Source organism: Rhizobium sp. ERR 1071 (genome assembly GCF_007828675.1).
In the GTDB taxonomy this organism is placed as follows: Bacteria; Pseudomonadota; Alphaproteobacteria; order Rhizobiales; family Rhizobiaceae; genus Rhizobium; species Rhizobium dioscoreae.
The window spans coordinates 867,164-880,684 of sequence record NZ_VITM01000003.1; the positions used below are offsets into that span (position 1 = coordinate 867,164).

At 62.0% G+C, this 13,521-nt stretch carries 15 protein-coding genes; 8 read left to right on the top strand and 7 right to left on the bottom strand.

The window, feature by feature from the left end:
* Positions 1 to 96: 96 nt before the first annotated feature.
* Positions 97 to 993 (bottom strand): SDR family oxidoreductase, encoded by an 897-nt coding sequence (locus FBZ99_RS14390; RefSeq protein ID WP_145633836.1) that lies wholly within the window; start codon positions 991 to 993, stop codon positions 97 to 99.
* Between the two features lie 93 nt (positions 994 to 1,086).
* Here FBZ99_RS14390 and FBZ99_RS14395 point away from each other — a divergent pair, with 93 nt between their 5' ends.
* Together FBZ99_RS14395 and FBZ99_RS14400 are read left to right on the top strand one after the other, a co-directional pair.
* The gene (locus FBZ99_RS14395; RefSeq protein WP_145633840.1) at positions 1,087 to 1,920 is read left to right on the top strand and encodes a helix-turn-helix transcriptional regulator; all 834 of its coding nucleotides are present in this window, start codon (positions 1,087 to 1,089) and stop codon (positions 1,918 to 1,920) included.
* A 242-nt stretch (positions 1,921 to 2,162) separates the two neighbouring features.
* Positions 2,163 to 3,104 (top strand): SDR family oxidoreductase, encoded by a 942-nt coding sequence (locus FBZ99_RS14400; protein WP_186450308.1) that lies wholly within the window; start codon positions 2,163 to 2,165, stop codon positions 3,102 to 3,104.
* Positions 3,105 to 3,120: 16 nt separating this feature from the next.
* Here FBZ99_RS14400 and attM read toward each other — a convergent pair whose 3' ends face one another.
* Complete coding sequence (gene attM, locus FBZ99_RS14405) at positions 3,121 to 3,912, bottom strand: AttM family quorum-quenching N-acyl homoserine lactonase (protein ID WP_145633842.1); 792 nt, start codon at positions 3,910 to 3,912, stop codon at positions 3,121 to 3,123.
* Between the two features lie 122 nt (positions 3,913 to 4,034).
* Here attM and FBZ99_RS14410 point away from each other — a divergent pair, with 122 nt between their 5' ends.
* Positions 4,035 to 4,937 (top strand): LysR family transcriptional regulator, encoded by a 903-nt coding sequence (locus tag FBZ99_RS14410; protein WP_145633844.1) that lies wholly within the window; start codon positions 4,035 to 4,037, stop codon positions 4,935 to 4,937.
* A gap of 11 nt (positions 4,938 to 4,948) precedes the next feature.
* Here FBZ99_RS14410 and FBZ99_RS14415 read toward each other — a convergent pair whose 3' ends face one another.
* On the bottom strand, positions 4,949 to 6,247 hold the full coding sequence (locus FBZ99_RS14415; RefSeq protein ID WP_145633846.1) for an MFS transporter: 1,299 nt from the start codon (positions 6,245 to 6,247) through the stop codon (positions 4,949 to 4,951).
* 109 nt (positions 6,248 to 6,356) lie between these two features.
* On the opposite strand from FBZ99_RS14415, the gene FBZ99_RS14420 reads away from it, so the two are divergent.
* Complete coding sequence (locus tag FBZ99_RS14420) at positions 6,357 to 6,809, top strand: winged helix-turn-helix transcriptional regulator (RefSeq protein WP_145633848.1); 453 nt, start codon at positions 6,357 to 6,359, stop codon at positions 6,807 to 6,809.
* 48 nt (positions 6,810 to 6,857) lie between these two features.
* Here the strand turns inward: FBZ99_RS14420 and FBZ99_RS14425 are convergent, their stop codons facing one another.
* The 4 genes from FBZ99_RS14425 to FBZ99_RS14440 form a co-directional block, all read right to left on the bottom strand.
* Positions 6,858 to 7,739, bottom strand: coding sequence for an NAD(P)/FAD-dependent oxidoreductase (locus FBZ99_RS14425; protein ID WP_145633940.1), 882 nt, complete (start codon positions 7,737 to 7,739; stop codon positions 6,858 to 6,860).
* The gene (locus FBZ99_RS14430) at positions 7,736 to 8,185 is read right to left on the bottom strand and encodes an RrF2 family transcriptional regulator (RefSeq protein ID WP_145633851.1); all 450 of its coding nucleotides are present in this window, start codon (positions 8,183 to 8,185) and stop codon (positions 7,736 to 7,738) included. Before FBZ99_RS14430 ends, FBZ99_RS14425 begins: the two co-directional genes overlap by 4 nt.
* Before the next feature lie 68 nt (positions 8,186 to 8,253).
* The gene (locus tag FBZ99_RS14435) at positions 8,254 to 8,838 is read right to left on the bottom strand and encodes an isochorismatase family protein (RefSeq protein WP_145633854.1); all 585 of its coding nucleotides are present in this window, start codon (positions 8,836 to 8,838) and stop codon (positions 8,254 to 8,256) included.
* Between the two features lie 79 nt (positions 8,839 to 8,917).
* Entirely contained in the window at positions 8,918 to 9,667 is a 750-nt protein-coding gene (locus FBZ99_RS14440) for a sulfite exporter TauE/SafE family protein (RefSeq protein ID WP_145633857.1), read from the bottom strand.
* A 98-nt stretch (positions 9,668 to 9,765) separates the two neighbouring features.
* Here FBZ99_RS14440 and FBZ99_RS14445 point away from each other — a divergent pair, with 98 nt between their 5' ends.
* From FBZ99_RS14445 to FBZ99_RS14460, 4 genes are all read left to right on the top strand, one after another.
* Positions 9,766 to 10,647 carry a LysR family transcriptional regulator gene (locus FBZ99_RS14445; protein ID WP_145633859.1) on the top strand — a complete coding sequence of 294 codons (882 nt, stop codon included), beginning with the start codon at positions 9,766 to 9,768 and terminating at the stop codon, positions 10,645 to 10,647.
* An 84-nt stretch (positions 10,648 to 10,731) separates the two neighbouring features.
* On the top strand, positions 10,732 to 11,538 hold the full coding sequence (locus FBZ99_RS14450; protein ID WP_145633863.1) for an alpha/beta fold hydrolase: 807 nt from the start codon (positions 10,732 to 10,734) through the stop codon (positions 11,536 to 11,538).
* A gap of 136 nt (positions 11,539 to 11,674) precedes the next feature.
* The gene (locus FBZ99_RS14455; RefSeq protein ID WP_145633866.1) at positions 11,675 to 12,796 is read left to right on the top strand and encodes an alkene reductase; all 1,122 of its coding nucleotides are present in this window, start codon (positions 11,675 to 11,677) and stop codon (positions 12,794 to 12,796) included.
* Positions 12,793 to 13,521, top strand: coding sequence for an SDR family NAD(P)-dependent oxidoreductase (locus FBZ99_RS14460; RefSeq protein ID WP_145633868.1), 729 nt, complete (start codon positions 12,793 to 12,795; stop codon positions 13,519 to 13,521). Before FBZ99_RS14455 ends, FBZ99_RS14460 begins: the two co-directional genes overlap by 4 nt.

Sequence of the window (13,521 nt, forward strand, 5' to 3'; positions counted from 1 at the left end):
AAAGACGAAACCCGGCCGAAGAGTCGGCCGGGTCTTCGAATACATGGTCCGTCGGACCATCGACCATCCCGCGGATCGTGGCCGATGGCGCCGGCATCACGCGGCGGAGACCTGCAGCTCTGCAAGATCCTGAAGCAGCGTCGGGCCGGTGGGTTCCCAACCCAGCTTCTGCCGGGTCTTGGCGCTGGAGGCCGGCATGTCGCGGCCGGCGAACATGGCGAGCCAGCCGAAATAATCCTGCGCCTCTTCCCTGGCGATGGATTTGACCGGGAGGTTCAGGCGCCGCCCGATCGTCTCGACGATATCGCGCATGGGCACGCCTTCCTCGGCGGCCGCGTGATATTTGGCATTCGGTTCGGCGCGCTCGACGACGAGGCGGTAAAGACGGCCGACATCGGTAAAATGCGCCGCCGGCCAGCGGCTGAGCCCGTCTCCCACATAGGCGCAGGCACCCTTTTCCCGGAATATCTGGATCAAGGGCGTAATAAGCCCCTGACTGACCGGATCATGCACCTGGGGCAACCGCACGACCGAGACATTGACCCCGATCTCGCTTGCCAGGATTCCGGCTTCTTCGGAGGCCGCCCGCGGATGCATATCGGAACCGGCAATCGGGTTATCCTCTCTGGCCGGCTCGCCCGGCACCGTGTTGGCGATCGGCGTGCCCGACGTAATGACCAGCGGGCGGGCGGAACCGGCAAGTGCCGAGGCCAGCGTTGCGATGACCCGGCGGTCATCCTCGCAATTCTGGACGAATCTCGTGAAGTCATGGTTGAAGGCAAGGTGGATAACGCCGTCGGATTGCGAGGCGCCGCTTTTCAGGATTTCCGCATCCTCGATCGTGCCGTGAAGGACTTCGGCGCCGGCGGCGGCGAGCGCGACCGCCTTTTCCTTGGAACGCGAGAGGCCGAGCACCTGATGGCCCGCCCCGATCAATTCCCTGACGACATGCGAGCCGACATTTCCGGTCGCACCGGTAACGAATATACGCATATGCATTGTCTCCTTATTTCGTCGGAGACAAATCTGTGCCTATCGTTTATTCTGGTAAAGTAGTGACCTTATCATAGTAAAGACACTAACAGGATGACCGATCTCATCGAAACCGAAAACGTGCTCGGGACCTATCTGAGGGACCGCCGCGCAAAACTCGACCCATCCGCCCTGGGATTTGCCGGCGAACGGCGGCGCACGCCCGGACTTCGGCGCGAGGAAGTGGCGCAGCGCGCCAATATCAGCCCGACCTGGTACACATGGCTGGAACAGGGCCGCGGCGGCGCGCCTTCCGCCGACGTGCTCGACCGGATCGCTCGCGCGCTGATGCTGACGGAAGTGGAGCGCGAGCACCTGTTCCTGCTTGGCCTTGGGCGTCCGCCAGAAGCGCGTTACCGCAAAAATGATGGCGTTACGCCGCGGCTGCAGCGCGTGCTCGATGCGCTGGAGCCGAGCCCCGCCATTATCCGGACCGCCACCTGGGACGTCATCGCCTGGAACCGGGCAGCACCCGTGATGCTGGTCGATTACGGATCGTTGCCGCCGGAAGAACGCAACATTTTGCGCTATATCTTTCTCGATCCGCGTGCGCGCGCCGTGCAATATGATTGGGAAAGTGTCGCCCGTTTCGCGCTGGGCGCATTCCGTGTCGATGCGGCGCGCGCAGGCGCATCGAGTGAGATCGAGCCTTTCGTGGCGGAACTTTGCCGCATCAGCCCGGAATTCAGGGCCATGTGGCGCGAAAACGACGTTCCTGGCACCCATACCGAAGCCGTCAAGCATATACGCCATCCCATCCTCGGCCCGCTGGCATTCGAGTATTCGGCCTTTTCGGTCGACGGACGGACGGATCTCAGCATGATCGTCTACAATCCGGCAACGCCTGACGACGCCGAGCGGATCAGATCGCTGCTGCCCCGGCCATAAGGCAGGTACCGTGACACGCGCATCTTCCATTGACAGCATCCATGAAGCCGACCTAAATATCGTCCGTCGAAAATGGCTGGCTTGGTCTCGGTAGGCCCAGGCCCTTCTCCCTCCATGGAGAAGCTCTGTTCCGCGCTAGCGCGGATACCCCGACAGTCCCTGCGCCTCGTGCGTGTTTAGGGTCTGCGCGGTAGCCATTAGACGATGCTCCCTCAGCAGACCATGTTCGAAGGAGCCGTTATATGTCCACTATCGATCAGTCCCAACCCATCCTTGTCTATCTCGCTGCCGGTGTGCAAGGCAGCGCCGTCGTTCACGCAGCACTTCAGCGCGGCTTCAAGGTCCGCGCACTTGTGAGAGACCGAAGACGCGCCTCCGCACTCTCGGCGCTCGGCGTCGAGCTTGTCGAGGGGGATCTTCGCGATGCGGCTTCGCTTCGCGCCGCCAGCACCGGCATCACCCACGCCGTGCTGCAGATTCCGATCGGATCACAAGGCGACATGCGCATCCAGGCCGATAATGTGATATCGGCTTCGCTCGACCAAGGCCCGAAATCCCTTGTCCTCAAGCTCGCCAGCGCCAGCCGCCCAGCACCTTGCCAGGAGCCAAGCTTTGTTGCCAACGCGATGCTCGAAGATGTAGTCCGTGCATCAGGCCTGCCCTTCGCAATCGTCCGCCCCACAATGTATCTCGATAATCTCCTGAAGCCATCAGCGCGCAAAGACATTGTTGGCGAAGGGATCTTCGCGCCGCCGATTGCCGAAGCCCAGCGTATCGCCTGGACCTCGGTCGATGATTGCGCCCGGGCCGCCATTACCCTTCTGGAACGTGGCATCACCTCCGGCGATCATCGCATTGCCGGGCCGGAAAGCATTGATGGAAACGAACTCGTCTCGCGGATCGGTGCTGGACTCGGTCGCCTCATCACCTATCGCCAACAGCCGCTCGACGAGTTCGAGCGGGATGTCGATGCTGCGATGGGACCGGGAACGGGACGCCGTGTCGCCTCGAAATTCCGCTTCTTCGCATCGCATCGGGAAGAGGCGGATGCGATGCTGGCCGCGCCGTTCAAGCCGCAAGCCGGCCTTGAGGATTTCAAGCCGACAGGCATTGAGGAATGGGTTCGCCAACATCGGGCACAGTTCTTCGATACGAAACAAGCGCCATCAGGCGGCCAGGGCTGATCGACAGGATACGCCTTCAATCGTAATAGGCCGGGGCATGCTTGAGCCGAGGCCATGCCTCGGGATCATGCCCCGTCACCACCATCGCATCGGTCTGTTCGGCAAGCGTGCGAAGCTTGCCGACGGATCGCACCGTGTCAACGGCGGAAGCCATGAAGCCAGGAAGAGCCTTTTCGTTCCAGTGATCGAGCGTGTAGGCGGCATCGACGGTCAGTAATATTGCGCCTGCCTTCGGGAGCCGCACCAGGAAGGATTGGTGGCCGACGCTATGGCCTGGTGTGAAGATCATCCGCAGCGCGCCGTCACCATAGAGATCGTAGCCATCGGTGGCGGCACCCTCCAGGAAGTGCCATTTCAAGCCGGGACGATCGAAATCACGACGAACATGGGCGCCGGCGGCGAACCAGTCCGGCGCAAAGGCATATTCATATTCGCGGCGCTGGACGATGTGGGTCGCGTTGGGGAAGCGGCCGATCGCGCCGCTATGGTCGGAATGCAGATGAGAAAGCACGACGAAGCGGATATCTTCACCGGATATGCCGAGCTTCGCCAGCTGCGCAACGCATCCCTGCTCCTCGGTCATGAAGGGCTGATAGCTGTCGACCGCATCGCCCCAATAGCCGCGCGGATCGGCCAGACCTTCCGTCGCCAGCCCACCATCGATGATGACATTGCCCTTCGGATGCGTCAGCAGAAACCAAGGAACCGGAATTTCGTAATCGGCGCCACCGCTCTGGTTCATCCTGATGTCGTGGGCCTTGCAGCGCTGCGTGCCCGATTGAAACATATAAAGCCTGATGTCGCTCATAAGCCTGACCTGTGGTTTGCGATTGAGTGCGGAAACACGCGTCGTTTTCGGTGATCGAAGGCTCTGCCACTAGGCAGCATGATCCGCTTTCATTTATCGGCTAAGCCGATATATTGGCGCACATGGATCTATTGGTGGCGATGCGCGTCTATGTCAGAGTGGTGGAAAGAGGCAGCATGTCGGCCGCCGCCCGCGATCTTGGCATGGGTCAACCCGCCGTCAGCGAGCGGATTGATCGGCTGGAGCAATATCTCGGTGCGCGGCTATTGCTCAGAAATACGCGCAAGCTTTCCGTCACCGATGTCGGTGCCACCTTTTATGAGCGCAGCAAGCAGGTGCTCGAAAGTGCCAACGATGCGCTGGCCGTCGTGGATGGCGATCAGTCACTGCGCGGCACGCTCAGGATCGCAGCACCGCATGGTGTCGGCGAGGTCATCCTTCCGCCGATCCTGCTGCAGATGCGCAAGCGTCATCCGCTGCTCAAAATCGACCTGATCCTCAACGACAGGATCGTTGATCCCGTGACGGAGGGCGTCGACATCTCGCTGCGCCTGGGGGATCTCGGTGAGGGCAGCTTCATTGCCCGCAAGCTCGGCCATGTCGGCCGCGTGCTGGTGGCTTCACCCGCCTATCTCGATGAGCATGGGACGCCGACGACGCCCGATGAGCTTGCCGACCACGCCTTCCTGCGGGTCTCCGGCCTGTTCAACAACGGCCGGATTCCGTTGATCGATCCGAACGGACAGACCGAACTTGCCGCCGCCGATATCACCTTGAGCACCAGCCATTGGCGGCCGCTGCACCGCCTGCTGCTCGATGGCGCCGGTATCGGCGTGCTGCAGGAGCCGGTCTGCACCAAGGATCTTGCCGATGGCAGACTGATCTGTCTGCTGCCCGGCTTTACCGTGCCGGGCTTCGATCTCAATGCGCTCTATCCGGCGATAAGACCGATTCCGCCGCGGATTCGTGCGATGCTCTCGTTATTGGAAGAACAGTTGCCGAGGATTCTGATCAAGCAAGCCTAAACGCTGGAAAGCTAGCCGACGCTCTGGGTCGCCACCTTGGGTGTTGCCCGCAATGTCAGCGCCCAGAAAAGCAGCGTTGTGAGACTAATCGCAATGCCAGAGAGGCAGACGCCCGGCCAGCCGGCATGGGCATAGATGATCGTCGCTGTCGATGATCCCACTGCGCTGCCGATGGAGTAGAAGACCATATAGGCGGCGGTCAACCTGTTCTGCGCGTCCGGCCTGACACGATAGATCATGCCCTGATTGGTGACGTGCACCGCCTGCAGGCCGAAATCGATGACGAGGACACCGAGAATGAGCCAGAGGATCGAACGATCCAGCATCGAAATCGGTAGCCAGGCGACGAGCATCAGTGCAAGCGCTATGCCCGTCGTGCGTTGGCCATGGCCACGGTCGGCCCAGCGCCCTGCCCTGACGGCGCCGAGCGCGCCCGCCGCTCCGGCAAGGCCGAACAGGCCGACCTCGGTGTGAGACAGCGAGTAAGGCGGCGCGGTCAGCGGCAGCACCAGAGGGGCGAGCAGCGTGGTGATATTGGCGAAGATCAGCATGGCGATCACGGCGCGGATGCGCAGGATCGGTTCTTCAATCAGCAGAGTGCCCAACGAGCGGATGAGGCCGACATAGGAAAGTCCGCGCCTCGGCTTCTCTTGCCTCGGCAGCACGCGCCAGAGGAGAAGCGTGATTACCAATGTTAGCACGGCGGAGACGATGTAGACGGTCCGCCAGCCGGAGAAATCGGTCAGCGTGCCGGCAACGCTGCGCGCCAACAGGATGCCGAGGACGATGCCGCTTGTGACCATGCCGACGATATGGCCGCGCTCGGTAGGGTGCGCGAGGCTCGCCGCATAGGCGACCAGCGCCTGTGTCACGACGGCCAGAAAGCCGACGGCGGCCATGGAGGCGAGCAGCATCGCCGCACTGGACGAGAAGCCGACGCTGATGAGGGCCGCCACGCTCAACAGCGATTGCACGATGATGAGCTTGCGCCGGTCGACAAGGTCGCCGAGCGGCACCAGCAGGATCAGGCCGAGCCCATAGCCGAGCTGTGTTGCGCCGACGATGAGGCCGGCCACCGTGCGCGAGAGCTTCAGATCATCGGCCATGACATCGAGAAGCGGATGGGCGAAATAGGCATTGGCGACAGCGAGGCCGCTCGCGACGGCAAACAGGAAAATCGTCGCTCGCGTCAGCGGCGAACTGGCCTCTCCGGAGTATTCGGCGCCCTTAAACGAACCCTCTCGTGAGGAATGAGGGCGCAGAATGTCCTCCGCGCTGCCGGCCGGCGGCGCGTCCTGATCGATCGTCATTGCAAAACTCCCGATTCTTCGGTTTAATAATGAAACCAACGATCGAGTAACATTATTGGTTTAATCATGCAACCATTCTTGCGAACAAAAGACCGGAAAGGCTGAGCCGATGGTCGCGCGGAAAAGCCTGAAGGGTGACTATTGCCCAAGCGCGCGTTCGCTCGACGTGATCGGCGACTGGTGGTCGCTCCTGATCGTGCGCGATGCCTTCGATGGGCTGACGCGCTTCGGCGAATTTCAAAAGAGTCTTGGGATTGCCAAGAATATTCTCACGGAGCGCCTGCGCACGCTTGTCGCGAGCGGCATCCTGGAGCTTGTGCCAACAAGCGAACGCGGCTCGCGCATGGAATATCGGCTGACGGCGATGGGAAAGGATCTCTTCCCCGTCATGGTGGCATTGCGCCAATTCGGCGAGCGTCATCTCTTCGCGCCGGCGGAAGAGCATTCACTGCTGGTGGACCGGGCGACGGGTCAGCCGGTGCAGCTCGACATACGGGCGCAGGACGGCAGATCCATCGGCCCGGACGAAACAATTATCTTGAAGGTGCCGGAAGCGGAATAGGACAAGAACGCCGGTGTTCGGCAGACGAATAGTCCTTCGAACCGAAGCTTAAAACACCAGCGACCGGTGTAATTGCGCACCTGCCCAGGCGCCGTCGCCGACGGCAAGCGACACCGAATGCGGGATGCGAGCGGCATCGCCGCAGGCAAAGGCGCCCGGCACGGTCGTTTCCTTCATGGCGTCTGTCTGGATTTGCGTGCCGAAAGGCGTTTCTTCCAACGCGCAGCCGAGCCGCTCCGCAATCGTGCTTGAGGGCGATACGCGCGACGCAGTGAAGAGCCCGGCAAACGGCAGCAGGCGTCCATCGCTGAGCCGCACGTCGGCCTCTCCTTCCAGCCTTGCGACCGGCGTTTCCTCGATCGTCAAACCACGTGCGGCAAGATCGGCGCGCTGCACCTCATCGGGGACAAAGCTGCCGTTGAGGAAGAACGTCACGTCTCCCCATTCCGGCAGCAACTGCGCCTGATGTAGCGACATCGGGCCGGTGGCGATGCAACCGATGCGGCCTTGATCGAGCTCGTAGCCATGGCAATAGGGGCAATGGAAGACGCTTTTGCCCCAACGCTCGCCAAGTCCCTCGATCTCGGGTAAGGCATCGGAGACGCCGGTTGCGAAAAGCAGGCGCCGGCCATCATGGCGCGCGCCGTCTAGCGTGGTGACGACGAAGCCATCTTTCTCTCCCTCGGCCTTCTCGGCAGTGCCTTCGATCCAGGTCAGCGTCGGATAGATGAAAAGCTGCTCGCGCGCCTTGCGGGCGATCTCGGCGGGGTCGACGCCATCCTGGCCGAGAAAGCCGTGGGATTCCCGGGCAAAACGATTGCGGCGCTTGCCTGCATCGATGACAAGCACCTTGCGGCGGGCACGAAGAAGCTGGAGGGCGGCCGCCATTCCCGCGTAACTGCCCCCAATGACGATGACGTCATAGGTCATGACAAAGCCCTTTCTGAGCGCCATTGCGTGTGACGCCGCGCAAATTCGTCGGCGAGATCGGCAAGTGTGACGTTTTCAAAGCGCTGGAGGAGCAAGGCCTCGGCTTCGGCAAAAGCATCATCGAGGACGGAATTGACCGATTGCTCGACCAGGCACTCCGGCGTTTCGTTGCGATTGCCGATGGCAAAGACTGCCGGTTCGCCGAGTGCCTCATGCAACTGGCGCAGCGTGACGCTTTTGAGATCGGCCGCAATCGTCCAGCCGCCAGTGTGCCCCTTGGCGGAATGGACAATGCCCACCTCGCGCAATAGCCCCATGGTACGACGCACGACGACAGGATTGGTGTGCATGCATTGCGCCAGGGCTTCGGAGGTCAATGGTCCATCCTGCTCGGCCATGTGGAGCAAGGCATGGAGAACGGAAGAAAGTCGGCTATCGCGTTTCATGTAACTTCAATTATTACGATTCGATCCGACATTCAAGGGTGGCCTGTTGTGATGAAGCAGGGCTGCGGCTAAGCCCGCTGTTTGAAACGAACCTCGCGTGCCGAAGCGCAAATCCTGATCTCGTCGCCGAGCGACCATTCGGCTGCCCTTGCCGCCATGGCTGCAGGCACGCCCTGCGAGCCAGGCCCGGCGGGAACATCATAAGTGGCGTGCGCATCATGCGGCAGCAGCACACCATAACCGCGCTCAAGCGCCGCCCGCGCCGTTGCGGCAACGCACATGTCCGAGAGCACGCCGCAGATCACCAGATGCTTCGCGCCGAAAGCGGTCAGAATAGCGTCAAGATCGGTGCCATCGAAGCCATCATCCTCCGTTTTCCTGATGACCACCTCGCCAGATAGCGGCGGAAAATGGAGTTTCCACCCCGGTTGAAACGGCTCATCCAGTGCACCGGGCGGACCATCGTTCTGCAGGAAAATCACCGGCGCCCATGCCGACCGCGCCTTATCCAGCAGGAGTTCGACCATCGCTCTCAAGGTGGCATGGCCGGGAACCGCACTCGGCCCCTCCACGAAAGCATTCTGCACGTCGACAACAAGCAGGACATCGGCCGGCGGACGGTCATCGGAAATCTCTTGCTGCTCTCTTTCCATCGATCGGTCAGGCCTCACCTTCAAACAAACTCGGAAGCATATGGGTACCTGCAGGGCAACCCAGCAATGTGAGACCGCCTCAAAAAGCGGCTTTGACGATCATCTCGGCGCCAAGCACCAGAAGGCAGACCAGAAACCAGCGGCGGAAGGCCGCCGGGCTGACGCGATTGCGGATGACCTGGCCGGCCCACATGCCGGCAAGCGCCGGGGCGATCGCCAGGGTGGAGAGAGCGAGATTGTCGACATGGAATGCGCCGTGCCAGGCGAGCGCGGCGGCCAATGCCACGGTGGAGACAGTGAAGGAGAGGCCGAGCGCCTGGACCAGATCTTCCTTCTCCAGCCCGAGCGCCTGCAGGTAGGGCACGGCCGGCACGACGAAAACGCCGGTCGCGCCCGTCAAGAGGCCTGTGACCATGCCGATGACCGGCGATAGCAGCGGTTCCAGTGTCTGCGGCACGCGAAGCTGGCGGGCAAGCAAGGCGTAACCAGCATAAAGAAGGAGGGCCGCCCCCAGTGCTGCCGAGGTCATATGCGTATCGCCAGCGGCGAGCAGATATGAGCCGGCGAAGGTTCCGACGATGATGGCGCTGACCAGGAGAGAGAAACGACGCGCAAGCGCACCAAAGCTCGGGCCGGCCAGAAGCTGCCAGACATTGGTGACGAAGGAGGGCACGATCAGGAGGCTCGCTGCCGTTAGCGGCGAGATCAGTGTGCCCAGCACGCCCATTGCCACGGTCGGCAGCCCCATGCCGGTGACGCCCTTGACCATGCCGGCGATGAAGAAGGTCGCGAAGATCGCCGCGAGAAGCCATATCGAATGATCCATCATGCCCTTTCAGTAGCAGAGACAAAGACTGGCACAATGCGGATGATGCGAAGCCAGCCTTCGGCTATTCCGAAGACTGGACATGCGGTAATCTGCACGTCATGCGCTTCGATCTGACCGACCTTCGCCTTTTCCTCGCCGTCGTCGATGCCGGCAGCATCACGCATGGAGCCGCCGATATCGGGCTTTCGTTGCCGGCCGCCAGCGAGCGGCTGCGTGACATGGAGGCAAATGGCGGCGTACGGCTTCTGGAGCGCGGGCGACGCGGCGTGAGTCCGACGCCCGCCGGTGAGGCATTGGCCCATCATGCCCGGTTGATCCAGCGGCAGCTCACGCAAATGCGCGGCGAGCTTGGCGAGCACGCAAGCGGCCTGCGCGCAACCGTCCGGCTTCTCGCCAACACCGCGGCGATTGTCGAATACCTGCCGCCGCGCCTTGCCGAATGGATGGCCAGAAACCCGCGAACGGACATCGATCTCAAGGAGCGCCAGAGCATCGAGATCGCCCGGGCCGTTTCGGCCGGGCTGGCCGAGATCGGTATCCTGTCGGACGCGGCCGATACCTCCGGCCTGACATTGCGACCCTTCGCGATCGACCGGCTGGTGGTGGTGATATCTAGCGATCATGCGCTGGCAGCGGCAAAGCAGATCGCTTTCACGGAGATCCTGCATGAGCATTTCGTCGGACTTGCCGGCGGAGCGCTGCAGGATCACATCGACGCGCAGGCGGCCCGACTCGGCAGCCGGTTGAAAATGCGGGTGCGGATGCGGACATTTGAAGCCATCTGCCACATGGCCGGCCAGGGCATCGGCCTCGGCATCGTGCCCGAAACGGCGGCGCGTCGCTGCAGCCGATCCGCGAAAATTGCAGCCCTCCGCCTCACCGACCCATGGGCAACGCGCCGGCTTTCACTCTGCGCACGCTCCCTCGAAGAGCTTCCGTCGCCGGCCCGCGATCTTTTCGAGCATCTGGCAACGATATGACCGTAGCCTGTTGAAAAGACGCGTTGGGATCGACTAGTCTCGCCACGTGGCTGTCGGGGAGAGACGGCGCGATGGGAGGTCGGTATGGAATTTCACGACGACGAGCTTCACCGCTTCGAAGCCGAAGGGGCCGCTCCCTTGCCGCATACCGAGGTGGAAGGCCATGTCGATCATGATGGCGCGCGTATCTGGTATGCCTCCTATGGCAGCGGCGCTCCGGTGATCCTCCTGCATGGCGGGCTCGGAAACAGCGGCAATTGGGGCTACCAAGTGCCCGCACTCATCGACGCTGGCCATCAGCTTATCGTCATCGACAGCCGCGGCCATGGCCGCAGCATACGCGACGAGCGGCCTTATACCTACGAGCTCATGGCCACAGACGTTCTCGCCGTCATGGACAGGCTGAAGATCGACAAGGCGGCGATCGCCGGATGGAGCGACGGCGCCTGTATCGGCATGGTGCTTGGAAAAACCCATCCGGAACGCGTTTCCGGTGTCTTCTTCTTTGCCTGCAACATGGACCCGAGCGGTACCAAGGAATTCGTGGCGACGCCGATCATCGAGCGCTGCTTCTCACGCCATACGAAGGATTATGCTGCGCTTTCGGCGGCGCCCGACGCGTTCGATGCTTTCGTCGAGGCCGTTGGCCTGATGCAGCGGACCGAGCCGAACTACACGGTCAAAGATCTCACGGAGATCGATGTGCCTGTCGCCATCGTGCAGAGCGAGCATGACGAGTTCATCAAGCGGGAGCATGCCGATTATCTCGTGCGGCACATTCCAGGCGCGAAGCTGATTCTTCTGCCCGGCGTCAGCCATTTTGCCCCCTTGCAGCGTCCGGCGCAGTTCAACGCCGCCCTGCTCGGCTTTCTTGCAACGATTTCAGCCTGACGGCAGATTCAGTTGCGCAGGTCCGATCGTTCGGATAAATGATGATCATCATCTTATTCGAACTCCCGAGACCGAATCGCCGCTGACAGGCCCTTCCGCCCCGGGGAGCAATTTGGGCTCCAGGCAGGAGAATTTTATGACAGCCACTTTGTTTTCGCCTCTTTCCATTGGCCCTTATGAATTTGCGCATCGCGTCGTCATGGCGCCGCTGACCCGCATGCGGGCGAGCCAGCCGGGCAATGTGCCTTCGGCATTGAATGCCGAATATTACGCCCAGCGCGCCAGCGAGGGCGGGCTCATCATTTCCGAAGGGTCGCAGATTTCCCGAGCAGGCCAGGGCATGCCGGCAACGCCGGGCATCCACACGGCCGAACAAATCGCCGGCTGGAGGGCCGTGACGGATGCGGTTCATTGCAAGGGCGGCAAGATCTTTCTGCAGCTCTGGCATGTCGGCCGCATCTCCCATTCCTCACACCAGCCGGGCGGAGCGGCGCCGATCGCTCCTTCAGCCATTGCCGCCAAGGGTGATGCGTTTACCGCTTCCTTCGAGCGCGTTCCCTTCGAGACGCCACAGGCGATCGATATCGACCTGATGCCGCTTTTGATCGACGTCTATGCCCAGGCTGCCGCCAATGCCAAGCAGGCGGGCTTTGATGGCGTCGAGATTCATGGCGCCAATGGCTATCTGATCGAACAGTTCCTGCAGGCCCGCACCAACCAGCGCACCGACCAATATGGCGGCTCGATCGAGAATCGGTCGCGACTGCTGCTCGAGGTGGTCGAGGCGGTGTCCGAAGTTTGGGGTTCGGATCGCGTCGGTGTGCGTCTTTCGCCCTTCGGCATCGCCAATGATAGCGGCGAGGACGATCCATTGCGCCTCTACGGCCATGTCATTCGCGAACTGGACCGCCTCAACCTCGCCTATCTGCATCTGATCGAGCCGCGCGCCAGTGGTGCCGGCCAAGCCGAAGTCGACCATAAGAACGTGCCCTCGGCTGCAGAATTGTTCAGGCCCGCCTGGTCCGGCACGCTGATCGCCGCGGGCAATTTCCGGCCGGATACTGCCGAGGCAGCACTTGCCGCCGGCCATGCCGATGCCATCGCCTTCGGTCGTCTCTTCATCGCCAATCCCGACCTGCCGGAGCGCATTCGTCTCGGTGCCCCGCTCAACCCCTATCATCGCCCGACCTTCTATGGCGGCGGCGCCGAGGGTTACACCGATTATCCGACGCTGGATGCCAGGGAGGCCGCCGAATGAGCACGCCGAGCGCTATCGTCGTCGGAGTAGGAGCCGAACAGGGGCTGGGGGCGGCACTCTGCCGGCTTCTCGCAGACAAGGGCTATCATGTCGTCATTGCCGGGCGGACGGCAGCAAAGATCGATCAGGTGGCGGCTGGCATCCATGCGTCCGGCGGCAGTGCCGAGGCGATCGAAACGGACGCCACAGATGAAGCTGTGGTCATCCGGCTGTTCGATCATGCCTTTACCGCTCGAGACGATATTGCCGCGCCTGACTTCGTCGTCTTCAACGCGGGCATCAACCGCCAGATCGGTTTTCGTGCCGTCACCGCAGCGCAATTCGAGGAATTCTGGCGTGTCTGCTGCTTCGGCGGATTCCTGGTCGGGCGCGAGGCGGCGCGTCATCTCGCCCCGCTCGGCCGCGGCACGGTGATCTTCACCGGCGCCTCCGCAAGCCTGCGCGGCAAGGCGGGTTTCGCCCAGTTCGCCGCTGCCAAAGCCGGTCTTCGAATGATCAGCCAAAGCATGGCGCGGGAATTCGGACCGCTCGGCCTGCATGTCGCTCACACCATCATCGATGGCGGCATAGACGGCGAGCGGCTACGTTCGCGCCGGCCTGATGTGGATGCCGACGGGCTGCTGAACATCGATGCCATTGCCGAGAGCTACTGGCATATTCACCGGCAGCATCCTTCTGCCTGGACACAGGAACTCGATCTGCGTCCTTACAAGGAAAACTTCTGA

Bases quoted from the DNA above. Each gene is read 5' to 3' on its own strand.
- FBZ99_RS14390 (WP_145633836.1), bottom strand. From the start codon at position 993: ATGCGTATATTCGTTACCGGTGCGACCGGAAATGTCGGCTCGCATGTC.
- FBZ99_RS14395 (WP_145633840.1), top strand. From the start codon at position 1,087: ATGACCGATCTCATCGAAACCGAAAACGTGCTCGGGACCTATCTGAGG.
- FBZ99_RS14400 (WP_186450308.1), top strand. From the start codon at position 2,163: ATGTCCACTATCGATCAGTCCCAACCCATCCTTGTCTATCTCGCTGCC.
- attM (WP_145633842.1), bottom strand. From the start codon at position 3,912: ATGAGCGACATCAGGCTTTATATGTTTCAATCGGGCACGCAGCGCTGC.
- FBZ99_RS14410 (WP_145633844.1), top strand. From the start codon at position 4,035: ATGGATCTATTGGTGGCGATGCGCGTCTATGTCAGAGTGGTGGAAAGA.
- FBZ99_RS14415 (WP_145633846.1), bottom strand. From the start codon at position 6,247: ATGACGATCGATCAGGACGCGCCGCCGGCCGGCAGCGCGGAGGACATT.
- FBZ99_RS14420 (WP_145633848.1), top strand. From the start codon at position 6,357: ATGGTCGCGCGGAAAAGCCTGAAGGGTGACTATTGCCCAAGCGCGCGT.
- FBZ99_RS14425 (WP_145633940.1), bottom strand. From the start codon at position 7,739: ATGACCTATGACGTCATCGTCATTGGGGGCAGTTACGCGGGAATGGCG.
- FBZ99_RS14430 (WP_145633851.1), bottom strand. From the start codon at position 8,185: ATGAAACGCGATAGCCGACTTTCTTCCGTTCTCCATGCCTTGCTCCAC.
- FBZ99_RS14435 (WP_145633854.1), bottom strand. From the start codon at position 8,838: ATGGAAAGAGAGCAGCAAGAGATTTCCGATGACCGTCCGCCGGCCGAT.
- FBZ99_RS14440 (WP_145633857.1), bottom strand. From the start codon at position 9,667: ATGATGGATCATTCGATATGGCTTCTCGCGGCGATCTTCGCGACCTTC.
- FBZ99_RS14445 (WP_145633859.1), top strand. From the start codon at position 9,766: ATGCGCTTCGATCTGACCGACCTTCGCCTTTTCCTCGCCGTCGTCGAT.
- FBZ99_RS14450 (WP_145633863.1), top strand. From the start codon at position 10,732: ATGGAATTTCACGACGACGAGCTTCACCGCTTCGAAGCCGAAGGGGCC.
- FBZ99_RS14455 (WP_145633866.1), top strand. From the start codon at position 11,675: ATGACAGCCACTTTGTTTTCGCCTCTTTCCATTGGCCCTTATGAATTT.
- FBZ99_RS14460 (WP_145633868.1), top strand. From the start codon at position 12,793: ATGAGCACGCCGAGCGCTATCGTCGTCGGAGTAGGAGCCGAACAGGGG.